Here is a 23,490-nt window from a genome sequence, read left to right on the forward strand (position 1 = left end):
TCATCCCCCGGGCCGCCGCTCTTTTCTCAAATGAATCCCGGGTATCAAATCGGCGATGGAAATTCCAAGACAGCTTTAAGCCCGCTTTGCTCCCCGCCGCTTTCAAGCGTAAGCCGGCCGTGGTGCGCCTGCACGATCCTTGCCACCATGGGAACCCCTAAACCGTGGCCTTGCTGGACAGGTCTCTTTCTCCTCGACGAATACGGCAGCTCGGTAATCTCCGCCAGCTGCTCCTGCGGGATTCCCCTCCCATCATCCCTTATGATCAGACGATAAAATGAGCGGTCCTCGGATAGAGCACCTTCTATTACGATCCTGCAGCCTTCCGGGTTGTGGCGCACGCTGTTGTGCGCCAGATTCTCGATAGCCCGAAGCAGCAATTTCCCGTCTCCTTTGATTTGAAACGCCTCGTCGGCCAGTTTTAATTCAATGTCATAGCGCTCGTCCAAACCGTTATTCAATAAATCAGCAACAACCTGTCTCGCCAACACCGCCAGTCTCACGGGTTTCAGATGCAAAGGCTGCATTTCATATTCGAGCATGGAGACCAGATTCAGGTCGCTTACAAGCGAACGCAGCTTCTCGCCTTGGCGCCGGATAATCCCGGCCTGGTGCCTCTGTTCCTGCGGCAAGTCGGGATGATCCTCCATTTCGCTGGCGTAACCGAGGATCATCGAGAGGGGGGTCCGGATATCATGAGAAATCCCGGCAACCCAGTTGGAGCGCGCTTCATCCCTCGCCTTCAACGCGGCCGTCTTCTTCTGAAGGATTTCCGACGCCAAATTAATGCTTCGGGCCAAATCGCCGAATATCCCTTTGGCGTCGAGCTTGACCGTTTGTTCCCTCGGAAGACGATGCACTCCCTCCACAAGAGGACGTATCCTTCTAATAAGCCGCGTACCGATCAGGACAGAAACTACTAGGGCAAGTGCCACATTGATCAGAAGAAGCGCCAGAAGCCGCAGAGGCAACGATCTAATCCATTCGGGCAGAAAATCCAGTTGATACTTCCAGTGGCTTGTCTTGGGGTACCCTACCACAACCAAGCCATCCTGATGCTTCCAGATATAGACCGGATATTCCAATAAATAATAGCGTGAAAATTGGCTTACCTCGATCAAATTGTAGCTCCGCGGCACATCAGGGGGCAGATGATAGTCCCACGCCACATGGCCTTCCGCTCCGAGCAGCATGGCCCAGGCCTTTTGATGCGAAAGCAGCTCGGATGCGCGCTCGTCCAGAAGATAGCCGCCTTCCTGGTTGCTCAAGCCTTGGGACACCCGCTTGACTACATCTTCGGGAGATGGAGCCTGATTGATTTCCTTAAACACCAATACGCCAAGCAATACGAAGTTAAAAATAAGCACACCGATCGAGACGAGGATGGTCATGGCGACAAAGCGGCGTAATATGCGAAGAACCGCTTCCACTCAACGGGTCTCCTTGACCAGCAGCTTATACCCCAGGCCCCTTACGGTGAGAAGATACACCGGGTTGGAGGGATCCGGCTCGACTTTTTCGCGGATTCGCCTGATATGGACCATTAATGTATTTTCGTAGCCAAAACTGTCGTCTCCCCATACCGCCTGGCAAAGCGCATCGTTTGTGACGATCCGGTCGCGGTGTTCGTACAGCTTCACAAGAATACCGTGCTCCTTTGCAGTTAGCGGCATCTCCTTCCGGTCTCCGCGTATGGTGGCGCCTTCCAGATCGATGGTCAGGTCCCCTAGTCGGAAAACGGGCAGATGCACCTCTCTGGCGGGGGAATATACCCGCTTTAAAATCGCCATCAGGCGCAGAACCAACTCGCGCGGCAGGAACGGTTTCACAAGGTAATCGTCGGCCCCTAGTCCCAGCCCCAGCAATCGGTCTTCATCCTCGCCCCGGGCGGAAAGGAAAAGAACCGGCATACTGGAGAACTGCCTGATGGAAGAAAGAAGCGAAAATCCGTCGCCATCGGGCAGCATGATATCGAGGATCGCGATGTCCGGTTTGTTTGCGCGGCAAATCGCCAGACCCGAAGCGCAATCCGCCGCTGTGAAAATACGAAAAAAGCCCTCTTTTCTCAAAAATCTTTCGATCATCATCCGGATTTCCGGTTCATCATCCACTACTAATATTTTTTTGTCTCTCACTTGCTCCATGCCGTATCACCCGACTTCAATTATACATGAACATGGTGAAGATCTGTGCCGCTCCCATCCATTTAAGGTTGATGTAAGGTTCTCTTTACCCCCGGGAAAGGCGGGTTCCTTAAAGTGGAGTCAAGAAGAAATTCAAATCTAACCGGATTGGAGTCGACTTGCCATATGAGTGCTTCGGCAATCGTGCAAACGCAAAACCTGACCAAAACCTATGGAGGCGTCAACCGCGTAAATAAAGTTGATCTTCACGTGCAGGAGGGGGAGATTTATGGATTTCTGGGACCGAACGGAGCCGGAAAAACAACAACCTTAAAAATGTTGCTCGGACTCATCAAGCCAACGGAGGGAACTCTTCAAATCTTTGGGCAAAGCCTGAGCAAACAACGATCCTTCATTCTTAAGCGTACGGGATCGCTGATCGAATCCCCCTCCTACTACGGACATCTGACAGGATTGGAGAATTTGAAGGTCATTCAACGCCTGCGAAACGTGCCTGACCGCAACCTCGATGAGGCGCTCCGCATCGTACGGCTGGAGAATCAGAAACACAAGAAAACCGAACAGTATTCGCTCGGCATGAAGCAAAGGCTGGGTCTCGCCATGGCCTTGCTTTCTTTTCCCAAACTGCTGATTCTTGACGAACCGACGAACGGCCTGGACCCCGCCGGCATCGGTGAAATCCGGGAGCTCATCAAGTCATTGCCTTCGCGCTACGGTATGACGGTATTGCTTTCCAGCCATCTGCTGTCGGAAGTCGAACAGATCGCTACCACGGTAGGCATTATCAGCGAGGGAAATCTGCTATTCCAGGGCAGTATGGAGAGCCTGCGAAAAAAAAGCAGAACATCCATCGCGCTGAAAACAGGGGACTATGCCGGCGCAGAGCGCTTGCTTCTTGCCCGAGGCTACAATCCGCTCCAAAACGGCAGCTGGCTTGAGCTTGGCGATCTTGAAGATACGGAGGTGGCGGAGATCAACAAGCTGCTGGTCACCTATGACATTCCCGTTACAAGAATCGAGGAGCACCGCAAAAGTCTGGAGGATATTTTTCTGGAGCTGACGGGAAAGGGGCGGAGCTTGTGAACCTGTTACGACTGGAATACTTCAAAATCCGCCGAAAAAAAATAGGGCTCATGATTCTCTTGTTTCTTGCCGTAGAGATGCTATGGACCTTCTTGTCCGTCAGCCGTTCCATTGCCCGCAACCCGGATCATGCCGTATGGGAGTCTGTCCTCTTTACGATAGCCAGCATGAACGGACTGTTTATGCCGATTGTTTCGGCCATCGTCGTCTCCCGTGTTTGTGATATGGAACATAGAGGGGACACCTGGAAAATGCTTGCGGCCACCAATGTGAGCCGCGCCGGTCTGTATGCGGCAAAGTATATGTGCGCCAACAGTCTGCTCTTTTTCGGCCTTCTTGGGCAGGCTCTGCTTATGATCGCGTTCGGTTTTAGCACGAATATGTCGGAAGCTCCTCCTATCGGCATGCTGGTTGGGTTTCTTGCCGGCGCCATGCTGACGACTTTTGCGGTTACGGCACTTCAGCAGTGGATTTCCCTGGCCGTCAAAAATCAGACTTTCGCATTGTGCCTCGGCATGTTGGGCGGACTTATCGGAATGACTTCCGGGCTTTTTCCGGCTGCGTTCAGACATGTTTTGGTTTGGTCTTATTATCTGGATCTTAGTCCCGTTACTTACCGCTATGCCGATTCATCGGGCATCTATATGGTACAGCCTATGGAGTTCGGAATAGTTGCGGCCGCATTGACGATAGCACTCCTGTTCTATACCGCCGGAAGCCTTCACGTCGCCCGGCAGGAAATCTGAGGGGGAAAGTTAATGATACGAAGTGTTTTCGCTGAATGGCTCAAATTGCGGCATTCCCGGATCGGCCTTGCGCTCGCTGTGCTTCCGATCGTAAGCCTGCTCATCGGATGCGCCAATTTTTATTTTAATCAAGGCGTCCTCAACAACGGCTGGTATAGTTTATGGACCCAGGTTAGCCTGTTTTATGGCGAGTTTTTCCTGCCTATTCTGATTGCCATTTGCTGCTCCTATGTATGCAGACTGGAACACCTGAACCGGAATTGGAATGTGATGTTAACCGTTCCCGTCCCGATCGTCAGTGTCGTACTGGCCAAATGGATGGTCGTCGGCCTGTTGATTTTATTCGCCCAACTACTGTTTATGGGCTTCTACTGGCTTGCAGGCACGCTTTTTTCCCTGTCCGGGCCTTTCCCTATGGAGACAGTTGGCTGGATATTGCGGGGATGGTATGCTTCCTTGTCCGTGGCGGCACTGCAATTGGGGTTGTCGCTGCGGATCCGCAGCTTCGCTACGCCTATCGGCCTCAGTCTTTGTGCGGTCATGATCGGTTTGGGGATGTATGTCGCCAAGCTGGGCCTGTTTTTTCCGTTCTCGCTTCTCACAATCGGGATGGGCGCGTTGAATCAAAATAAGCTGACCGACACCCAGAACCTGCTTTTTTGGACGGTAAATTTGGCTTACATGGTGATCTTCTTTTCGTTATCTGTTCGCCGGTTGAATAAGCGGGATATCGTCACATCTTGATAGCCTTATTAAGGCTTGCCTGCCTGAATTCCGCGTATCTTCATAGAAGACCCGGCGGCAGTCGGGGTTTTCGCAAACGCGTAACCTAAGCTTTAAGTTTTCCGCTTCCGTCAGTCGGGTAATGAGATAAAAGATTTTGGATAAAGGAGATGATCGCCAATGCCCTGGAATAAAAATGATTATCCGCCGTCCATGAAAAACCTCAGCCCCCGAGTGCGGAACAAAGCGGTCGAAATCGCCAATGCCCTGCTTGATGAAGGTTATGAGGAAGGACGCGCGATCGCCATCGGCACCGCCAAGGCGGAGGAGTGGGATAAGAATCACCCCGAGGATGAAGAATAGCGCGTCATATATCTAAAAAATGCACAAAAAAACAGCCCGGGCTTCAAGCCCGAGCTGTTTTCTTCTTCATGCCGTAAGGAACACGTCGCGGTGCGGCCTCTCTTCTTCCGTAATGCACGGTCCAGGTGATCATCTTGCCGGCGATCAAAACGGCCATCACGGTGTACATCGTTTCTCTAAACGGTAAATACAGCAGCGAAATGGTAAGAACCACCGCATCGAGAAGAATAAACACCGTTCCGATCTTGATGCCGGACCACTGGCTGATCAGCAGGGACAAAATGTCATCCCCGCCTGTGGCGCCGCCTTTCCGTATAACCAGACCCGCCCCGAAGCCGGTAAGCAGGCCCGACAGAAGCGCCGCCAGGGGTAAATTGGACCCGAGATTTAAATGCAGCGGCGAGAATCGCTCACAAAGTTCATAGAATAATGAGAAAGCCATTGAGGCCAGCAGCGTATTCACGATGAATGTTCTGCCTCGCAAGAACAGCGCCGCAATAAAAATCGGAATGTCCATCAAGATCATCGAGAGCGCCGGAGGCACATCCAGCAAATATTTTCCCAGCAGGGCCAAACCGACAAATCCGCCTTCGGACAAGCCGTTCTCAAAATTAATATGATAATACGCAAATGCCAATATAAACGTACCGAACAACATCGTTATCCATGACTTGACGTCAATCTTCCAACCAGTCCATTTCCTCATTCGGAATCCCTCTTATCGTAGTTTGGTTGACCTTACAGCCACACCCTACGCCAAAGAAGGTCCTGGAGGACTTCATCCTTCGCATCATCACACGCTTCTTTCGTAGGGTTGTGGGCCGTAAACCGACGCTCCACGAAAGAAGCTAAGTATAAGAGAGATCATAACGTTTCCAAATCGTCCTTGGGGAATTCGTCCTTCGGGAACACATGGTATCCTGATCCTTTCTGTTTTTTATCTAATTTTATTATAACACAGACTCCATGATGACTAAACAGCCTGCTCCCGGTAAATATTAAATTATCCCGAAAGTGTGATAATTTTCATTGCGTTTTCTCTGAATTCACATTTCGGAAATTTTTAATGTGACCGAACTCACAATTCTGCTGTAATTGGGCTGCCTATACTGATTACGTAAAGGAATATAGAATATGCTAAAAGAAAGAGGGTTTGATCGTGTTAGATGCCAAAACGATTGAAGTAATCAAGTCCACCGTTCCGGTGCTTGAAGTCCACGGACAGACCATTACCAAACAATTCTATCAGATGATGTTCAAAAACCATCCCGAGCTGCTTAACATCTTCAATCACGCCAATCAGCGTCAAGGCAAACAGCCTACCGCTCTGGCGAACGCCGTTTACGCGGCGGCCGCCCACATCGATCGGCTGGAGGAAATTCTCCCGGTCGTTCGCGGGATCGCCCAAAAGCACCGCGCACTGGGCATCCTCCCGGAGCATTATCCGATCGTCGGAGAAAACCTGCTTGCGGCGATCAAGACCGTGCTCGGCGACGCCGCGACGGACGAAATTATCGATGCCTGGGCCAAAGCCTACGGCGTTATCGCGGATGTGTTCATCGCGGTGGAAGCGGAAATGTACAAAGAAGCCGAGCTGAAAAAAGGGGGCTGGCGCGGCTGGCGCCGTTTCGTGGTGGACCGCAAAGTCAAGGAGAGCGACGTGATCACCTCCTTCTATCTGAAGCCCGAAGACGGTCAGGAGATCGCCGACTATGAGCCCGGTCAGTATATCACCGTTCGCGTCAAACCGGAGGGTCAGGAATTCACGCATCTCCGCCACTACAGTTTATCGGCGGCTCCCGGCCAGCCTTACTACCGGATCTCGGTCAAGCGCGAAGATACTATCGGCGATAAGCCTGCCGGCATTGTATCCACTTATTTGCACAACCGGATTCAAGAGGGCGATCTACTGGAAATCAGCGCTCCGGCCGGAGATTTCACGCTGGACCAAAATCAAACCTTGCCGGTTGTGCTGCTGAGCGGCGGGGTTGGCTTGACACCGATGGTCAGCATGCTGGAAACGCTGCTTCAGAAAGGCGGCAGCCGTAAAGTAACTTACATTCACGCCGCCCGCTGCGGCAGCCACCACGCCATGAAGGACCATATCGACCGGTTGGCCCGGGAGCATAGTGATCGGCTCACCGCCTATCATATTTATGAGACGCCGGCTCCGGGCGAAAGCTGCAACAAGACCGGTTACATCGACCTGCCTTGGCTCCAATCGGTCGCGGGCCCCGAAGCGGATTTCTATTTCTGCGGTCCCGTTCCCTTTATGCGGGCGATCAACCGCGCGCTCAAGGAATGGGGCGTGCCGCAGGAACGGATTCATTTTGAATTTTTCGGACCGGCGGACAGTCTGGAGAATGAATTGAATTAAGCGCCAAATTAAACAACCCCGGGAAAGATCCGCAAGGGCGGTTCTTTCCCGGGGTTGTTTTATTGCGAGGCCGCGTGCTGCCGCAGCAGCCGGTTCACGGTTTCGCGCCGGACACCGATCAATTGCCCGATTTCCTCCTGGGTCAAGTATTCCGTCAGCGGTACGCCATGAGCGTGTTGTCCCAGCCATTTGGTGAGCAATTCCAAACGCTCCGCCGGGGTACCGACGGTCAAATGATCCAGTCGTTCCTGCATAAACCGGACTTTCTCCTGAAGCAGCCGCGCGATCTCCAGCGGCTTCTTCGGATCCTCCTGCAATTCTCTGTACCATTCCTGCGCCGGGATGGCTTCCACCTCGCTGCGCATCAGGGCAATGGCCGTTCCATGTGTCTCTTTTGGCGAAATAAGAGAATGATGGGGAACCGTTTCACCGGGATACAAAATATTGAACAGAACCATATTGCCGTTCTCATGCAGCCGGGTTACTTTAAACAGGCCGCTCTTGATATGGTACAAAAACAGCCCTTCATCACCCTGGCGAAATAAGATTTCTCCTTTATGCAAAATCATGTCATCGCTCCATTTCCCGTAGACACTATCACTTATCATTATAGCAAAAAATATAAATGTCTTCCTCCCGCCTTTCCCTATTCTTGCCTCTTAAATGCGAACAACCCGGAGCCCTTGCGCTCCGGGTTGTGGTATGGCTGAACGCTTCATTCCTTAAGCGATTGTTCCCACAGGCCCTGCTTGTTTCTCCAAGGCTCGTAGCTATGAACCGCAATGCCGGCAAAGGAGGAATGATCCTTCATCAGCTTCACCAGTCTATTCATTTCTCCGATCAGAGAGACGAACGGTTTTTCGTGAAACGACACGCCCGGCCCTTCCTTGCTCTGCCCAACCTCGACTCCGACCCATACCTGTTTCTTCTTGCGGTCTCCTTCCTCCAGGGTCGCCCGGGCCGCCTGATAGATCCGGTCCGCCTCATCCCGATAGGACATGATGGCCACATAGTCAAACTTTTCCAGCATCCACTGGTTTAGCCGTGTTTTGGATCCGGGATAGTTCATATCGTTCAACCAGAAGGGAACAGCGGCGCCAATTTCAAAATCGCTGCCTTTGCCCGCTTCGATCCAGACCCGGATATTTTCCACCCACTGCTCAACGATGGATGCCTTGCGCCGCTCCCAATTATCCAGCAGGTAAGGTTCCACATCGAACTGTATGCCGGCGAACTTTTCCTCCGGTGCCGCTTTCCGGTTGTACTCCTTAACCCATTCGAGGAATTTATTCGCTTCTTGCTGGTATTTTTGCAAGGCCCATTCCGGCTGTCCATTCAACGCATGAACCTCCAAGCCCTCTGAGGAAGCCAGACGTACGAAGTCCCGGTAACTCTCCTCTTTCACGTCCCCGCTGATTTGCAAAAAAATAACTTCTATGCGCTGCTTTTTGGCAAAATGAATGATATCTTCGCCGTTTTGCTGGATCAGCTTCGTATTCCAAAGCCAGGTTGCCTTGGCTTCCGAGGGGGAAGGACGGATGACGAGCAGAAGAAGGGATAACGCGATCCCTCCGCACAGGATCCAAAGCCGTCTTCTCCGGTTCGCTCCAGCGTTTTTCATTTTCATCACCGCCTTCCGTGTCTACGCAAACCCCTTATCCGACGATCAGAGCCTCGCTCGTTTCAGCCACCGATTGTACCGAATGGCCGATTTTGTAAATGTGCGGCAGGCGGAAATCGCGGAATGCGTTGCGCGTATCCACGATCGGCACGCCGAGGTTAGCGATGGCTCCGTAATCCAAGTTGCTGTGGTTGGTCACCAGCACAATGCAGTCGTACGATTTGAATTTTTCCAGGTCGTACGCCACGCTTGGCACACTAATTCCGTGTTTGTCGCGGAAGCTCGTCGCGTAAGGGTCGTAGTACTCCACTTTCGCCCCGCTGTCCTTGTAAAGTTCATAAACCTCCAGAGCCGGCGACTCGCGCAGGTCGCTGATATCCGGTTTGTAAGCCATCCCCAGGATGAGGATGTTCGATTTTTTGATCGACTTCGCGTATTCGTTCAAAATTTTGGATGTTTTGTTAACTACATAATATGGCATATTGTCATTGGTCGATTGAGCCAATTCGATAAACTGGCTATAGAAGCGGAAGCCTTTCGCCTTCCAGGACAGGTACATCGGATCCAACGGAATGCAATGCCCGCCGATTCCCGGCCCCGGATAAAACGGCATGAATCCAAACGGTTTGGTTTTCGCCGCGTCGATCACTTCCCAGATGTCGATGCCCATCCGGTCGCACATCATGGCCATTTCGTTAATAAAGGCAATGTTGACGCTGCGGAACGTGTTCTCCAGAAGTTTGGACATTTCGGCCACTTTTGGCGAACTGACGGGAACGACCGTTTGAACATACTTGCTGTAAAGCGCCGTGCCCAAAGCCAGGCAGGCTTCCGTCGTTCCTCCGATTACCTTTGGCGTATTGAAGGTATTGAATTTCGTATTCGAAGGATCGACACGTTCCGGGGAGAAGCAGAGGAAGAAATCCTCGCCCACGACATACCCCAGCTTTTCCAGCTCCATCTGGATCAGTTCTTCCGTCGTTCCAGGGTAAGTCGTGCTTTCCAAGGTGATCAGGATGCCCTTCTTCATGAAACGTTTGATTTGCTCCACAACCGTTACAATATAGGAGGTATCCGGATCCTGATTTTCGCTGAGCGGAGTCGGAACGCAGATACTGATCGCATCAATCTCACGCAGGGAAGCATAGTCCGCCGTTGGCTTGAACCGTCCCGTGGCCAAGACTTCGCCGAGAGTTTCGTCAGAAATGTCATGAATATAAGATTCCCCGCGATAAAGTTTGTCGACTTTGGCGGCATCCAGGTCAATACCCACTACACGAAATCCTTGCTTCACCATTTCGACAGCCAGAGGAAGGCCGACATACCCAAGACCTACCACACCCAAAACTGCGTTTTTCGATTCGATGGCTTCCAGTAATTTCTGATATTGATTATTCACTGCTCCAACCTCCATTTTTGTCTATATAGATTTTTATTTTAACTTTTGGGAGTACAAAGCTTGCGGATCCATTCTCAACGAATGCAGCGAACGGCGAATACGGGCATCCAGTTCCACAGGTGAAAACGGCTTGGTGATATAATCGTCCACTCCGTTTTGGAAGCAAAGGCTAATCGTCTGCTCCACCCTTTGCTCGGTCAAGACTACGATTCTCGGCACCACGGGAACTTGCAGCTGTTGAATATGATGTATATAGGGCAGACCGTCGATACCATAAAGATTAAGCTCCGTCAGGACCAAATCAGGCTTCCAGGACTCGATCATTTCCAGGGCGGACAAGCCGTTGTCGGCCACCGCGGTTTCGTAGCCCTGCATCTGCAGGCGAATTTCCAGAAACTCGCGGACTGTCGCATCCCCCTCAACAATCAAAACGCGGCTGCGCATGGTTTTCATTTCCTCACGGGTAAAAATGTGGATTTCCCCGGAAGCCTGATGCTTCACCGAGTCTTCCATCTTAATCAGCACTTCCTGCGTGAGTTGCTTTTTCTCGGGAAAGCTCGTCAGGGTTATCCGCGCATTCAAATCCGGAATGCTCTCCTGCAGCCGCTGTTTGAGTAGCAGCCCCTGAAAGTGCACCGCGTCCAGCGTCTGCCCCGGGAAAAGGATGAACAGGGAGCCCGGCTCTTCGCCGCCCCAGAGCTTGTGGTTCACCCCGGGTTGGGATTCCAAAATGCCACGCACTTGCTTCTCCAAGTAAGATGGCCCGCCTGCGCAAGAAATGAACAAAATCCCGTTGGTTTCATAGGTCGCTTCCTTTACGCTTTGCTCGATGTCCATATATAAGCTGGTCTGCTCTTGCTTACTTTGCAATGCCGTATTCAGCATCTCTCATCCCGCCTTCTTTCTATAATAGATTTTTGTCTCAGCCAAGGATTTGGCCGGTTCTGACCTCTGCATCAACTCCCTTCAGGGAATGCGGATTACGCCGGTTTGGCCTTGTCGCTCTTCTCTTGCCAGCTTTGCCGGGTCATCGTCCCCCAGGAGTTGTTGTTGCGCAAATATTGAATGTGCCCTTGAATCCGCCACAGCCCGCCGAGCTGGGCGTATCCGAAAAATTTAAACATGGAATAAAGCATCATCCGAACGAGGTCGGACAGCTTGCGAAACCGTTTGAAAGCCAATTCCTCCAGCAGCAGCGCCCCGATACTGAGCAAATAGCCGCTGAGGAAGTTGATCAGCCAGAAAACCGCGAGTACTCGCCAATGCGTCATATCCATCATCGTGTAACCGATCAGTGCCAGAAGACCCGTAATCTTGAAGTAAGGGTTCAGCGCCTCAAAAATAATGTTGTAAGGCATCGTCAGCAGGCCCATCACCTTGTACCTCGGATTGAACGCCATGTCGTAGTTTTCGATCATATTTTTAAGATTTCCCCGGCCCCAGCGTTTGCGCTGGTTGGAGAGAATCCGGTACGTGTCCGGAGCTTGGGTCCAGCAGACCGCCTCCGGACAGAAGGCGACGCGGTATTTCAGTTTGTTTTCCAGCATATAGCGGTGCAGCTTGATAATAATGTTCATATCCTCTCCGGGATATCCGCCCCGGTAGCCCCCGACCGCAATGACGTAATCTTTGCGGAAAAGACCGAAGGCGCCGGACACGATGATCAAGCCGTTGATAGAGCTCCAGCCGATCCGGCCGCCAAGGAAGGCCTTGAGGTATTCGACCGCCTGGAACATCGGCCACATTTTACGCGGCAGCGATATTTCCTTGACCGCCCCGTTCTCGATCACGCAGCCGTTTGCGATGCGAACATCGCCGCCGATGGCCACGGTTTCTTCCGGGTTCTCCATATACATCCGCGCCATCCGGATCAAGGCGTCCTTCTCCAGCAAGGAGTCCGCGTCAATGGAAGAAATCAGCGGATAGTGGGACAAATTAATGCCTGCGTTGAGCGAATCGGCCTTGCCTCCGTTCGGTTTATCAATTACATACAGATGCGGATACTGAGGATTGTGATAGACCGCTTTAATCGGCTGGCAGTCGATCGAGTTTCGCATCTCCGGATTCGGCAGCAGCTCAAGCCCGAATTCTCTCCGCAGCACGCCGAGCGTATCATCGCTGGAGCCGTCGTTGATGACGATGACCTCATAGGTCGGGTAATTCAGGGTCATTAGACATTTCACATTTTCAATGACCGTCAGTTCCTCGTTATACGCCGGAACCAATAGAGAAATGGACGGCACCAGCTCGGACCCGGAAAGCGTATTGTACTTGGAATACGCCGCCCGACGGAAAATCGTCATAATATTGCGGAACGAAAAAGTCATGATCGAAAAATAGAGTACATTTACGGTCATCACGTAGTACGTCGCAAATAGGCCGTAAATGAGCAAGATATCCCTAAGCAGTATAATCCCCTCCGACCGCTGCGACCTGCCGAACCGGCTTTGCGTCGGCAACGCCGAAATACCGTTCGTACAGCAGCTTCTTTTTGTTGTGGGCAACCATCTGATCCAGCTTCTGATGTTCGCCCTCTTGCGCCATCGTCTTTTCCACATAATACAAAGCGGTTTCGCGCTCGACCCCGGAACCGTGCTTAGCGATTTGGCACAGCACCTCAAATCCGGTTTCACCCAGCTTGGCCAAGCTTTCCGCACTGTTGTTGCGCACCCGCCAATGCGGATCCTGCAGAGCCGTACGGAGCAGCGGCATGCTGCCGGCGGCATGCATATTGCCCAGCGCTTTGGCTACGGCGGCCCGCACTTCCCAATCCGTGTCCGACATCAATTGACGGATCGTTTCGTCCTTCAGAACGGGATTAGAGCTTAAATAAAGTTTGACCGCGCTTGCCCGTACCTCTTTCTCCTCGGCTCCGACCAGACGGTCCAGCGAAGGGACAACCTCTGGCACGGCCTGCCCCCACATGGCGACGAGCGCCACTTTGACAAAGTCTTGATTGTCGTCATCCAGCAGCTTCAGCAGAAGCCGGCTGGCATCCAGGCTCGTTTCCGTCAGGATATCCGCCGCCAGATTATGAATCGGCTTGCCGTGCCGGAGCAGATGCTTCAGCATCTCCGTAAGCTGCTCCTCGCGTTCCGCGCACTTGGCGATCGAGCGGGCGATCACGATCGACAGCGGGCTGTACTTTTGCTGCTCCAGCATGAGCAGCATTCTCGGCACGGCTTCCGCCGCCCGCATTCCGCCGAGGCGGTAAGCCGCCGCGATCCGCCGGCCGTAGAGCAAGCTGTCCAGGAGCTGGATATCGTCGTCGACGAACCCCGCATCATGACACAGCTTTATCAGCTTGTCGCGCAAATCGCCTTTCAGCTGCTCGATCCATTCCATCAGCCTTTGCTGAATGACCCGCCGTTCCAGTGGGGTCAGCTTGCCCGGAGGCAGCGGCAATTCGGAAACCCCGTTTAAGTGGGTTTGAACAAATCTGAAATATTCCTGATGTTTCTGCAGATACATCTCCGTCTTCTTTGCCGTGCGGATCGCTCTGATCCGGCTCCAGAACAACGTCAGTATCCCTGTGAGAATTAATCCTAGGCAACCGTAAACGAAATAGATCGCTACGGTAAGGTGCGAATACATAAAGAATAGCTCCTCCTTCCTGATACAAGCACGATGGTCTGTGTCGTCATAGCTATGGGGATCTGTGATCCGGCAGAGTTTCGTAAAACTCCTTCAAAGCATAGTAGCCTGACTTTAAATGCTCCGTATATTTGACCGTTTCCCAAGGGGACCAAGTATATTTCGGCTGTCCGCCCAGATCGAGCGTTCCGCTTGCGCCTCCCGGCCAGGATACGTTTCCGCTGGCCCGGTCTTTGATCCACGGAACGAAGGTAATGCCTTGCGTTTTCGTCGTGGCGAAGGTGCGGTCTTTCTTAAGCGGTCCGTAATCGATCACCTGCAAAGAGCTCGGATCCGCGAAGCCCAGCAGCATCCATGGAATGCGCAGCTCTACCTCATTGCCGCTGTATTGCCATGAAGTCAGCGAGTTGAACGCATCGCTGTTCCGGTCCGATGTGCCCCTAAACAGCTTGCCGACCGTCATATCCTTGAACGGGTTGGCAAAGCGGGTATCGGGAGGCGTCATCGTCAAACTCACCGCCAGTTTCCATGGCTGGAACTGTTTCTTCCGTTCCGCAGTCGGATCCTCCAGCATCCAGTAACCGTATCGACCGTATAAGCGCTGGTGGAAATCGTAGCTCGGAGCTACTTTCACCTGGGTTTCTTCGTCCGCCCCGACCACGATCATGCCTTCCAGACCTTCGCTCAGCGATTTGCCGGGCAGTTCGGTTACCGGCTGGTCGCCGCCGGGCAAAATATCAGTGCCCAGGTACACCTGACTGCTTTTCGGATCAAACGGCTTTTCCAGCGTCATGCCCACATAAACGTAAGCTTCGTCATGCGTTACGCGGAGCTGCTTCATGCCGGGGGCAGGATTTTCCCACGACTTAACTTCCCCTTCGCCCAAAGCGGCCCAGTCGTTCAAGTTACCGTCGATGACAATTTGGTCCTCTTTGCCGGGTCCCAGCGACAGCAGACCGAAAAGTTTTTCGTTGGTCAGCACGTTCAGCCAGTACGAGCGCCGGTCTTCCGGAATTTCAAAGCGCATCGTGTTCCACGTTTTCTTAAACCATTCGTCCTGCCACATGAACAGAATCGCACCCGCATACCCCTCATCGTAGATGTCCTTGGTCAAAGACACGTTGATTTCGCCCTGCTCCTCCTCACTGTGGCCGCCCTGATTTCGTCCGCCGCGGCCCAAGTGCGATACGCCGAGCGAAGAAGGAACACCGTATTCCGTAACCATGACCGGGATATCCTTGTAATGCGCCTTCAATTGCTTCAGATACGCCTTGTACGTGTTATAATCGTTCCCCTCCGGAATCGTCTCCAGCGTTTTATCAAGGTGGAAGAAATCCGGATAGTACGGGTAGACGTGATACGCCGCAAAGTATCCCGCTTCCCAGTGGACCGGCTCGATTTTCGTCGCATCGACGCTGGCCAGATCCTCTTCGAACAGCGGTTCCCCCGGATGCTTCAGCACGTCCGTCGTCACCCAGTTAGTAAAGGTGATCGGGTGCTCCCAATCGTATTTTTTCTCCAATTGGGCCGTATGGTCAACCAGTTCGGCGAGCCAGCTTTCGAACGGACTTGCATCCGCCTTGGCCGAAAAGTGCTTGCCTTTGTAAGGTTCCGTTCCCGCATGCACTTTGTTGGTATTGTCGACCATCTCGGGATCCCATTCGGTTCCGATGTGCCAGCCCATCAGAAAAGGACCTGCGTTGGCGGTATATTTTCCTCCCGATTCTCCGGGAACCGGGTCGATATTCAAATCGCCGTATACCGCTTTGACCGCCTTTTCGATCTCCTTGTGGAATTTTTCCTTAATCCCCGGATTGTACGCGTCCTGCAGCTCGATCAGCTGTTCCTCCGGAGACCAGATTCCCTGTATAAAATACAACGGGTCGTCTACTTTATCCCGGTTGTATTTCACCAGCGACTTATAAAACACCGGATTGTGTACCGTATAAATCCGGATAACGTTGGCGCCCATATCGTCAATTTGCTGGAACCAACGCAGATAATCCTCTTCGGTGATCGGGAATTCTCCCGGAAAATGCCCGGGAACCGTCGCGCCCAAATTAACGCCCTTTACGAAGATCTCCTTCCAGACCCCGTCGCCCCGGTATTCCATGAACTTGTCTCCCGAGGTTTGGAATTTCATGTTAGCCCCATCGGAAGTGGCGGAGCTGACAGGGATCGGCGGCTTCATCCATAAGTATAAAGCAATCCCCCCGGCGATCAGGGCCGCGCCGAGCGCAATCCAAATGGCTAGCCTTTTTCGCGCTAATCTTGTCATCGGTCCTTAAGAGATCAATAAATCGCTGACCCCTTTTTTTCACCTCGCTATCTTTTTGTATGCAGGCGATGATCAGTACGGTCCCTCACACACCTCCACTCCTGAAATTACTTCTATCATTACCCAAGTGAACATGGAATGTAACTAGGCTGATGGAAGTGTTTTGTTTTTGGGTCCTTTCCGGGAAAACCGCCGCGTCTTTGGCACCTATTTCCCAAAATTAGGAATCCCCCTGTCCCAACCGCCTGCCTGGTTTGTTCGTGAAAACACTTTTGAAAACCCCTACATTTCATGAGATATTTCCAAACGATTGTTTTCACGAGAAGTAGCCTGAGCCTTTTCGCCCTAGTTAGACGCAACAAATAATTCGAAGTTTCGCTCTTTTTTTACACGCATTTCCATAAAGGTTACAAAATTGATACCTAAGTCTTAGCTGAAAATCGCATAATACCGCGGATTTTTGCAGGTTTGAAGTTTACAGTCCATGTGATAAAAAGCATACCTTGGTCCCATTTTAGGCCCTTTGGTTGATTGACCCACCTTCACCCCATTTTCGGTCGATCTGCATTTTATCCGGATTAGCGACTTCCTTCCCAGATTTGCAGAGGACTTCATTCCCGTTTTTTTCTTTCTCTGCGCCTCCTGCTCCAATCCCTGGACAAAAAAAGAACAGCCCTTTGGCTGTTCAAAGTTCTTTTCCGTTTCTTCTCCCGTTGTCATTCCGCCGAAACGATATCCGTAAACGCGATCCATTCCACGTCCTTACCCGTATTCAGCCGGAAACGGCGCTCCCCCGGCCGCACTGCCTCCACAACTCCCCGGACCCGCCGGCCCTCGAATTCTCCGTAAAGCTTCAAGCCAATCTCTCGATGCTCTCTTAACGACCGGGCAATCCGCCGGGAAATTTCCTCCATCTCCTGCTCATCCAATAGGACACGCGCATGTCGGTGTAATCTGCGGTTATATTCTAAAATCGCTTCTTTATGCTCGGGGAGCATCATTCTCGACGACTCCCACAGCCCGTTGCCGTGCAGCTTTCCTTTCACCGGTAATGCCCTCCTATCTTGCCGGCCCGATCCCGGGCCTGGCCTGGTGCGGTCAGGGAAACCGCCCGCAATATCGCCGATTCCCCGTATTTCCGTTTGATTTCATCCGTGGCCTTCTCCAAAGCCTGATATTTGGGGCGCTCGTCAAAAAGCAGCAGCTGATACTCATCGTCCCGCACCAGCCCCGACAGGGTCACCCCCACCTTCCGCACGGGCTGGCCGTCCCAATGTCGGCGAAAAAGGCTCATCACCGCAGGATAAATCTGGTTGGTGATATTCGTCGGATCCCCCAGCTTCATCTGGCGGGAAAATCCCGTCGGATGATCGAAATCCGCTCCCCGGCAGCCCACGCTCACTACGCCGCCCATGTACCCCTTGTCACGGCAGCGCCGGCAGACAAGCTCGGTCAGCTCCAGGAGCGGGACCGCAATTTCCCGGAGCGTGTGGTAATCGCGAGGCAGCGTCATTTCATGGCCGACGGATTTCTCGCCCTGGTGGCTGCCCGGATTCACAGGCGAAGGGTCGATCCCGTTGGCGATGCGCCACAGCACTTCGCCGTTTACGCCCCAGCGCTGCCGCAACCGGGATAGCGGCGTCGCCGCAAGCTGTCCGATCGTGCGGATGCCCATCCGCTGAAAGTGGCGCTCCATCCGGGACCCGACCATGAACATATTCCGGATCGGCAGCGGCCAGAGCTTCTCCGGCAACTTTTCTTTAGACAGAACAAAGATGCCGTCCGCATTTTTTTTGGCGAAATTATCACAGGCCATTTTACTGACTGCCTTGTTATAGCTAATGCCAAACCGGGTATATACCCCCGTCCTTCTCCGAATCTCCTCCTGAATTTGGCGGGCCAGCAAGATGGGATCGCCGAACAAGGCAAGACTCCCGGTAACATCCAGATGCTGCTCATCGATGCTGTAAGGCTCAACCAGGTCCGTGAACTGCTTCATAATGTCCGTAATCTGCATCGAGACCTGGATATACCGCTCCATCCGCGGCCGCATCACGACAAGGTCCCGGCATTTAGCCAGCGCCGTGCCCAGCGTTTCGGCCGTCGTAATCCCGTACTGCTTGGCTTTGGGGCAGGCCGCAAGCACGATACCGGAGCGGCGCTCCGGATCCCCGGCGACGACCAGCGGGCGGTGCTTGTATTGGGGGTGGTCCGCTTTTTCCACGCTCGCATAAAAGGACTGGCAGTCTCCCAGCATCACGATTCGCTCGTCCGCCTTCATGACCCTATCCCCATCTCCGCAATGTCAATGCCCAAATAAGCGCAAAACCGCTGCAGCATCTCCGCTCTGATGAGCCCCCACAGCATAGAAAATTCATAATGGTAGCCCCGGCAGAGATACCGCGCTTCCATTCCCAATGAAGTACGCCGTTCTTCGTATACCTTCATCCCGTGTTCCCTCATTCCTTTCCGGGCTTGGGCCAAGTCGGCGGTAACCGCCTCCTGCAACAGCCGGATCAGAACACCGTAGACCTCCGGCATTTTCAAGCCCGCCCTGCCCATCGCGATCCGGTCCCGCTCCAGCACATCCAGCATCAGGGGGAGCAGCAAGTAGTCCTTCACGAATTCCGCCTCTTCCGGCGTTTGCCAAGGAATTTTCTTCATGCGTCCCCACTCCTAACAACCCATCCCATACTTTCACCTTCCATAAGAACGTTTGTTCTTATTATATTCATAATACGAACAAACATTCCCTTTGACAACAGGTTATTGCTGGATATAAAGCAGGGAACTGGGGCTACAGACAATACGCATAAAAAAAGCCGAGAACCTGTTGTCCTCGGTTCCCCGGCCTTTGTTTCTCTCCCCGCTAATCAGTGAGCGGTCAAAATAAGCGGTCCATCTGCGGTCAGCGCCACGGTATGCTCGTACTGGGCCGAAAGTTTGCCGTCCGCCGTCCTGGCCGTCCATCCGTCCGCATCGATTGATATCCGGAAAGTTCCTTCGTTGATCATCGGCTCGATCGTAAAAACCATGCCTTCCTTGAGCCGCACGCCTTTTCCGGCGACCCCGACATGCTCGTAGCTCGGCTCTTCATGCAGCGAGCGGCCGATCCCGTGGGCCAGAAGGTCGCGGACTACGGAATACCCGTGCGATTCCGCGTGCTTCTGGATGGCCGAGGTAATATCCCCGAGCCGGTTGCCCGGAATCGCCTGCGCAATGCCCAGCTCGAGGCATTCCTTGGTGACCTTGAGCAAGCGCTCCACGGCAGGACTGGGCTTGCCGATCGTATAACACCAGCAGGAGTCGCCGAACCAGCCGCCGTATTCCGCCACGATATCCAGCTTGAGCAGATCGCCTTCCTGCAGCGGTCTGGAGGACGGAAAGCCGTGAGCTACCACATCATTGACCGAGGCGCAGGTTTCCGCGGGGAATCCGTTGTAGCCTTTGGTAAACTGCTTGCCGCCCAATTTAATGATGTGCTTGGCGACAAAATTGTTGATCTCGAGCGTGGTGATGCCAGGCTCGATCAGTTTGGCGACCTCTCTGTGGCAATCGGCCACAATCTGGCTCGCCGCTTTCATTTCTTCGATTTCCCTGGGGGATTTCAACATAATCATTGCCTTCGCTCCACTCTACAAAAAATGAAATTCAAAATAAAAATCCCGCGATCTGGACCGCCTCGTCGCGCAGCGTCCCCCGGCGGAGTGGGGCCAAGGCGCAGCCGGTCAAAGCGGCGAGCAGCCATTCGGCCCGGCGGCCGGGATCCCCGCCGTCCGCCGCCGCTTGCGGGCCGGTGGGGAGGACGCCGAGAATCGCGGCCAACGGGCGCAGCACCTGCTCGCGGAAAGCGGCCGCGAGCCGCTCCGCCTGCGCTTCGGGAAGCGGGCGGAATTGCTCGCTCCCCAGGCGGCAGGCCAAGTAAAGGGCATGGTCGTCCGCCCAGGCCTGGAGCAGTTTGACGGCGAGGGCCCTCTGCGGCGGCTCCGCTCCGTTTGCGGCCGTGCGGGGGGCGGCCTGCGCGTCCGCGTAAAGGCCCCGCCCGGACACGGCCGGCGCCCGAGCGCCGCTGGCGGCGCCGGCCACAGGTAGCCCTGCCGCCAGCATCTCCTCCGCCCGGCTCATCGCCTGCAGCAGCAAATCATGCAGGAGATCGGTTTTATTTTTGTAATAATGGTAGACCGTTCCGTAGCCCAATCCGGCCTCAGCGGCCACATCGCGGATCTCCATCAGCAGGCCCCGATCGAGATAAACATCGGCCGCCGCCCTTAATATCTGCGACATCCGAAGGTTCCGGATCTGTTCGTTCTGTTCCTTCGTCCGAGGGGTCATGGATGTGTCACCACCTGCGTTTTATTTTCGACCTACTACCATGTCAATTTAAAAATACAACAAATCTTCTCTCTACGCAAGGGCAATTCTCCAACCTAACCTTCATTTTTACATGCCCATTAAATTTATCGTTCCCGCATCTCCGGTTAAAATCCCGTTAACGCACTACCTAACCTTTACACCGGACAGACCCATCGCCCCAATTCCCCTTACCTTCCGTTAATGAAAAATCAGCCGGAACATTCCGGCTGACCGAGTTTGCCGACAATGGCTTCGGCAAGAAGACATATGTTTGAAGTCTAGCGAAACATGCTCCACAGCCTGATCAAGTGGAGCGTGCTCTGCGGATCGATTCTTTGGGCCACAACAAATTGAACGATCTGCTCCTCCTGGACGCCGCTCAACCTTTCGTTCAGCAGCGCGGCTGCCGATTTGACCAGCCGGCGAACCTTGACACGATCCTGCAGGTCGGCTTTGGTCAACCCTTCCACCAGTTTTTTCACCCGCTCTTTGGTCGCCGGATTCTTCATTTTCAGCTTGACCCGTTCCACCAGCTGCGGACTGATTCCATATTGATGATAACTCAACGGCACTCTACACCTCCCGTCCCTCAAGGCCTTCTCTCTACTTATATGCGGGAATGGCTGTACATAGTGCCGAAAAAAACAGGGACGGCGTCCCTCCCTACTGCGTCGGATCGCAGACGAAAATACCACGCCCCTGATGGCGTGGTATTTTGGGGATTGCCGGGCTAATCGATCAGCTCGCCCTGCAAAATCTGCTCCCGCCGCAAAAACTCCCGCAGCGGTTCATACTGCGGCGACGTCCAGAAGGACGGGTCGCCGACCAGCCGGGCGGCATCGTCCCGCGCCGCCTCCAGCACGGCATAATCGCTGACCATGTCCGCGATTCGAAACTCCGGAACCCCGCTCTGCTTGGTGCCGAAGAAATCCCCGGGACCGCGCAGCTCCAGGTCCCGCCGGGCCACTTCGAAGCCGTCGTCCGTATCGGTCATGACCTTCATCCGTTCCTGACCGACCTCCGACTTCGGATCGGCGATGAGCACGCAATAGGACGCGTGCTCCCCCCGGCCTACGCGGCCGCGCAGCTGGTGCAGCTGCGACAAACCGAAGCGGTCGGCATCCATGACGATCATCAGCGTCGCGTTCGGCACGTCCACGCCGACCTCGACGACCGTCGTCGAGACGAGCAGCTGCACTTCGTTGTCGTAGAAGGCGCGCATCACTTCGTCTTTCTCCGCGGCCGTCATCCGTCCGTGCAGCAGGCCGACCTTGAAATCCGGGAAGGCCTGCTGCATGCCGACATACAGGTCGATGGCGTTCTGCACATCCAGCTTCTCCGATTCCTCAATCAGCGGACAGATGAGATAGGCCTGCCGTCCCTGCGTGATTTCCCGCGAAATAAACCCGAGGACCCGGTCCATCATCTCTTGCTTGACCCAGTAAGTCAAAATCGGCTTCCGCCCTTTCGGCCGTTCCGACAGGGTGGATACGTCCATGTCCCCGAAAGCCGTGATCGCCAGCGTCCGCGGAATCGGCGTGGCGGTCATCGTCAGCACGTCCGGATTGAAGCCCTTGCGCCGCAAGATGCTCCGCTGATTTACGCCAAAGCGGTGCTGCTCATCCGTGACGACCAGGCTGAGTGAACGAAAAAACACATCCTCCTGAATCAGCGCATGCGTGCCGACGACGATATCCGTCATGCCCATCTGCAGCGAAGCCAGCAAGTCCTTGCGCTTCCGTCCTGTCACGCTGCCCGTCAGCAGGCCGACGGTAATGCCGAACGGCTCGAACAACCGGGTCAACGAGCGCATATGCTGCTCGGCCAAAATTTCCGTCGGCACCATAAAAGCACCCTGGTGCCCGGATTTAACCGCCGCAAACAGCGCGATCGCGGCTACCACCGTTTTTCCCGAGCCGACATCCCCTTGCAGAAGCCGATTCATGCAATATGGCGAGCGCATGTCCTTCAGAATCTCCAGCTCGACCTTTTTCTGCGCATCCGTCAGCTCAAAGGGCAGGCTGCGCACGAATTCGCGCACGGTCGCATTGTCGACCTCATGCTTGACGCCGTCCATCCGCTCGTGGTTCATGGCCCGGTAGGCCTGGAGCTTCAATTGGAACAGAAACAGCTCCTCATAGACCATCCGGCGGCGGGCCTGCTGGCCTTCCTCGCTGTCCTGGGGCTGGTGAATCCGCTGGATCGCCCGGCGCCGGGCCATCAGATCATACTGACGCAGCAGCTCCGGCGGCAGATTCTCCGGAATCATCTCCCCATACTGCTGCAGTGCCTGCCCGATCGTTTTGCGCATCCACGCCTGTGTAATCTTGCCGCCGACGGAGTAGACCGGCTGCAGGCTCCCGCTTCGCATCGTCCCTTTATCCGGGAATTCCGATTCGGACACCGTCATCTGACTGCGCCGCAAATCCCATTTGCCCGTCAAAATAATATCCCGCCCCGCCGTCAGCTCGCTCCGCAGGAAATGGCGGTTGAACCACGTCGCCGTAAACATCCAGTCCTCGGCTACCATCTTGCAGGTCATTCTGGATTTTTTGCCGTAACGCTGCAGCACGGGGACGCCCATAATTTTGGCCTGGACGGTAATTTTATCCCCGTCCTTCGCCTCCGTTAAAGAGCGAAGCCGGTAGTCTTCGTAACGGAACGGATAATATTCGATCAAATCGTTCACCGTAAAGATGCCAAAGGCGTGAAGCTCTTCTGCTTTAAGAGCACTCACGCCGTTGACTTGCTTTACCGGGATGTCGTTTAAGTTCATCTAGATCCCTCGCTTTAACAACCCTGATGCATG

23 protein-coding genes are annotated in these 23,490 nt (G+C 53.8%); 5 read left to right on the forward strand and 18 right to left on the reverse strand.

What is annotated here, in order from left to right:
• Positions 1 to 44: 44 nt before the first annotated feature.
• Positions 45 to 1,430 carry a sensor histidine kinase gene (locus V4U88_RS02970; RefSeq protein WP_334071735.1) on the reverse strand — a complete coding sequence of 462 codons (1,386 nt, stop codon included), beginning with the start codon at positions 1,428 to 1,430 and terminating at the stop codon, positions 45 to 47.
• Positions 1,431 to 2,144 carry a response regulator transcription factor gene (locus V4U88_RS02975; protein ID WP_334071736.1) on the reverse strand — a complete coding sequence of 238 codons (714 nt, stop codon included), beginning with the start codon at positions 2,142 to 2,144 and terminating at the stop codon, positions 1,431 to 1,433. It abuts the gene before it with no gap.
• Positions 2,145 to 2,309: 165 nt separating this feature from the next.
• On the opposite strand from V4U88_RS02975, the gene V4U88_RS02980 reads away from it, so the two are divergent.
• From V4U88_RS02980 to V4U88_RS02990, 3 genes are read left to right on the forward strand one after another with little or no spacing between them, the layout of a single operon-like run.
• Positions 2,310 to 3,227, forward strand: coding sequence for an ABC transporter ATP-binding protein (locus V4U88_RS02980; protein ID WP_334071737.1), 918 nt, complete (start codon positions 2,310 to 2,312; stop codon positions 3,225 to 3,227).
• The gene (locus tag V4U88_RS02985; protein WP_334071738.1) at positions 3,224 to 3,973 is read left to right on the forward strand and encodes an ABC transporter permease; all 750 of its coding nucleotides are present in this window, start codon (positions 3,224 to 3,226) and stop codon (positions 3,971 to 3,973) included. The genes V4U88_RS02980 and V4U88_RS02985 overlap by 4 nt, the downstream gene beginning before the upstream one ends.
• A 12-nt stretch (positions 3,974 to 3,985) precedes the next feature.
• The gene (locus V4U88_RS02990; protein WP_334071739.1) at positions 3,986 to 4,717 is read left to right on the forward strand and encodes an ABC transporter permease; all 732 of its coding nucleotides are present in this window, start codon (positions 3,986 to 3,988) and stop codon (positions 4,715 to 4,717) included.
• Here the strand turns inward: V4U88_RS02990 and V4U88_RS26925 are convergent.
• Positions 4,673 to 4,960: a CGNR zinc finger domain-containing protein gene (locus V4U88_RS26925; RefSeq protein WP_416367247.1), complete on the reverse strand. Its 288-nt coding sequence runs from the start codon at positions 4,958 to 4,960 to the stop codon at positions 4,673 to 4,675. The genes V4U88_RS02990 and V4U88_RS26925 overlap by 45 nt on opposite strands.
• On the opposite strand from V4U88_RS26925, the gene V4U88_RS02995 reads away from it, so the two are divergent.
• On the forward strand, positions 4,877 to 5,059 hold the full coding sequence (locus tag V4U88_RS02995; protein WP_334071740.1) for a hypothetical protein: 183 nt from the start codon (positions 4,877 to 4,879) through the stop codon (positions 5,057 to 5,059). The genes V4U88_RS26925 and V4U88_RS02995 overlap by 84 nt on opposite strands.
• Before the next feature lie 43 nt (positions 5,060 to 5,102).
• On the opposite strand, the gene V4U88_RS03000 is transcribed toward V4U88_RS02995, so the two are convergent.
• Entirely contained in the window at positions 5,103 to 5,765 is a 663-nt protein-coding gene (locus V4U88_RS03000; RefSeq protein ID WP_334071741.1) for a YitT family protein, read from the reverse strand.
• A 453-nt stretch (positions 5,766 to 6,218) separates the two neighbouring features.
• Here V4U88_RS03000 and hmpA point away from each other — a divergent pair, with 453 nt between their 5' ends.
• Positions 6,219 to 7,436, forward strand: a complete 1,218-nt coding sequence (gene hmpA, locus V4U88_RS03005) for an NO-inducible flavohemoprotein (protein WP_334071742.1) — start codon at positions 6,219 to 6,221, stop codon at positions 7,434 to 7,436.
• 59 nt (positions 7,437 to 7,495) lie between these two features.
• Here hmpA and V4U88_RS03010 read toward each other — a convergent pair whose 3' ends face one another.
• The 14 genes from V4U88_RS03010 to recG all read right to left on the reverse strand — a co-directional run bounded on the left by V4U88_RS03010 (position 7,496) and on the right by recG (position 23,457).
• Positions 7,496 to 8,005: a Crp/Fnr family transcriptional regulator gene (locus V4U88_RS03010; RefSeq protein ID WP_334072057.1), complete on the reverse strand. Its 510-nt coding sequence runs from the start codon at positions 8,003 to 8,005 to the stop codon at positions 7,496 to 7,498.
• Positions 8,006 to 8,151: 146 nt separating this feature from the next.
• Positions 8,152 to 9,057 (reverse strand): hypothetical protein, encoded by a 906-nt coding sequence (locus V4U88_RS03015; RefSeq protein WP_334071743.1) that lies wholly within the window; start codon positions 9,055 to 9,057, stop codon positions 8,152 to 8,154.
• Between the two features lie 34 nt (positions 9,058 to 9,091).
• Positions 9,092 to 10,456 carry a nucleotide sugar dehydrogenase gene (locus tag V4U88_RS03020; protein ID WP_334071744.1) on the reverse strand — a complete coding sequence of 455 codons (1,365 nt, stop codon included), beginning with the start codon at positions 10,454 to 10,456 and terminating at the stop codon, positions 9,092 to 9,094.
• Between the two features lie 33 nt (positions 10,457 to 10,489).
• Positions 10,490 to 11,341: a response regulator transcription factor gene (locus V4U88_RS03025; RefSeq protein ID WP_334071745.1), complete on the reverse strand. Its 852-nt coding sequence runs from the start codon at positions 11,339 to 11,341 to the stop codon at positions 10,490 to 10,492.
• Between the two features lie 95 nt (positions 11,342 to 11,436).
• Complete coding sequence (locus tag V4U88_RS03030; protein ID WP_334072058.1) at positions 11,437 to 12,813, reverse strand: glycosyltransferase family 2 protein; 1,377 nt, start codon at positions 12,811 to 12,813, stop codon at positions 11,437 to 11,439.
• A gap of 43 nt (positions 12,814 to 12,856) precedes the next feature.
• Entirely contained in the window at positions 12,857 to 14,050 is a 1,194-nt protein-coding gene (locus tag V4U88_RS03035; RefSeq protein WP_334071746.1) for a HEAT repeat domain-containing protein, read from the reverse strand.
• 52 nt (positions 14,051 to 14,102) lie between these two features.
• The gene (locus V4U88_RS03040; RefSeq protein ID WP_334071747.1) at positions 14,103 to 16,328 is read right to left on the reverse strand and encodes a hypothetical protein; all 2,226 of its coding nucleotides are present in this window, start codon (positions 16,326 to 16,328) and stop codon (positions 14,103 to 14,105) included.
• A 716-nt stretch (positions 16,329 to 17,044) separates the two neighbouring features.
• A complete protein-coding gene (locus tag V4U88_RS03045; protein WP_334071748.1) occupies positions 17,045 to 17,374 on the reverse strand; it encodes a YolD-like family protein in 330 nt (109 codons plus the stop codon).
• The gene (locus V4U88_RS03050; protein ID WP_334071749.1) at positions 17,371 to 18,609 is read right to left on the reverse strand and encodes a DNA polymerase IV; all 1,239 of its coding nucleotides are present in this window, start codon (positions 18,607 to 18,609) and stop codon (positions 17,371 to 17,373) included. The genes V4U88_RS03045 and V4U88_RS03050 overlap by 4 nt, the downstream gene beginning before the upstream one ends.
• Positions 18,606 to 18,992 carry a hypothetical protein gene (locus tag V4U88_RS03055; protein ID WP_334071750.1) on the reverse strand — a complete coding sequence of 129 codons (387 nt, stop codon included), beginning with the start codon at positions 18,990 to 18,992 and terminating at the stop codon, positions 18,606 to 18,608. Before V4U88_RS03055 ends, V4U88_RS03050 begins: the two co-directional genes overlap by 4 nt.
• A 209-nt stretch (positions 18,993 to 19,201) precedes the next feature.
• Complete coding sequence (gene map, locus V4U88_RS03060; RefSeq protein WP_334071751.1) at positions 19,202 to 19,948, reverse strand: type I methionyl aminopeptidase; 747 nt, start codon at positions 19,946 to 19,948, stop codon at positions 19,202 to 19,204.
• A gap of 31 nt (positions 19,949 to 19,979) precedes the next feature.
• Complete coding sequence (locus V4U88_RS03065) at positions 19,980 to 20,660, reverse strand: TetR/AcrR family transcriptional regulator (protein WP_334071752.1); 681 nt, start codon at positions 20,658 to 20,660, stop codon at positions 19,980 to 19,982.
• Between the two features lie 299 nt (positions 20,661 to 20,959).
• Positions 20,960 to 21,247 carry a stage VI sporulation protein F gene (locus V4U88_RS03070; protein ID WP_334071753.1) on the reverse strand — a complete coding sequence of 96 codons (288 nt, stop codon included), beginning with the start codon at positions 21,245 to 21,247 and terminating at the stop codon, positions 20,960 to 20,962.
• A gap of 164 nt (positions 21,248 to 21,411) precedes the next feature.
• Positions 21,412 to 23,457 (reverse strand): ATP-dependent DNA helicase RecG, encoded by a 2,046-nt coding sequence (gene recG, locus V4U88_RS03075; protein WP_334071754.1) that lies wholly within the window; start codon positions 23,455 to 23,457, stop codon positions 21,412 to 21,414.
• Positions 23,458 to 23,490: the final 33 nt, after the last annotated feature.

This window comes from Paenibacillus sp. A14, from assembly GCF_036864815.1.
Classification (GTDB): Bacteria; Bacillota; Bacilli; order Paenibacillales; family Paenibacillaceae; genus Fontibacillus; species Fontibacillus sanfengchensis.

Bases quoted from the DNA above. Each gene is read 5' to 3' on its own strand.
- V4U88_RS02995 (WP_334071740.1), top strand. From the start codon at position 4,877: ATGCCCTGGAATAAAAATGATTATCCGCCGTCCATGAAAAACCTCAGC.
- map (WP_334071751.1), bottom strand. From the start codon at position 19,948: ATGATTATGTTGAAATCCCCCAGGGAAATCGAAGAAATGAAAGCGGCG.
- V4U88_RS03055 (WP_334071750.1), bottom strand. From the start codon at position 18,992: ATGAAGAAAATTCCTTGGCAAACGCCGGAAGAGGCGGAATTCGTGAAG.
- V4U88_RS03025 (WP_334071745.1), bottom strand. From the start codon at position 11,341: ATGCTGAATACGGCATTGCAAAGTAAGCAAGAGCAGACCAGCTTATAT.
- V4U88_RS03040 (WP_334071747.1), bottom strand. From the start codon at position 16,328: ATGACAAGATTAGCGCGAAAAAGGCTAGCCATTTGGATTGCGCTCGGC.
- V4U88_RS02980 (WP_334071737.1), top strand. From the start codon at position 2,310: ATGAGTGCTTCGGCAATCGTGCAAACGCAAAACCTGACCAAAACCTAT.
- V4U88_RS03050 (WP_334071749.1), bottom strand. From the start codon at position 18,609: ATGAAGGCGGACGAGCGAATCGTGATGCTGGGAGACTGCCAGTCCTTT.
- V4U88_RS02990 (WP_334071739.1), top strand. From the start codon at position 3,986: ATGATACGAAGTGTTTTCGCTGAATGGCTCAAATTGCGGCATTCCCGG.
- V4U88_RS03010 (WP_334072057.1), bottom strand. From the start codon at position 8,005: ATGATTTTGCATAAAGGAGAAATCTTATTTCGCCAGGGTGATGAAGGG.
- recG (WP_334071754.1), bottom strand. From the start codon at position 23,457: ATGAACTTAAACGACATCCCGGTAAAGCAAGTCAACGGCGTGAGTGCT.
- V4U88_RS03030 (WP_334072058.1), bottom strand. From the start codon at position 12,813: ATGACCGTAAATGTACTCTATTTTTCGATCATGACTTTTTCGTTCCGC.
- V4U88_RS02975 (WP_334071736.1), bottom strand. From the start codon at position 2,144: ATGGAGCAAGTGAGAGACAAAAAAATATTAGTAGTGGATGATGAACCG.
- V4U88_RS03015 (WP_334071743.1), bottom strand. From the start codon at position 9,057: ATGAAAAACGCTGGAGCGAACCGGAGAAGACGGCTTTGGATCCTGTGC.
- V4U88_RS03035 (WP_334071746.1), bottom strand. From the start codon at position 14,050: ATGTATTCGCACCTTACCGTAGCGATCTATTTCGTTTACGGTTGCCTA.
- V4U88_RS03000 (WP_334071741.1), bottom strand. From the start codon at position 5,765: ATGAGGAAATGGACTGGTTGGAAGATTGACGTCAAGTCATGGATAACG.
- V4U88_RS03065 (WP_334071752.1), bottom strand. From the start codon at position 20,660: ATGACCCCTCGGACGAAGGAACAGAACGAACAGATCCGGAACCTTCGG.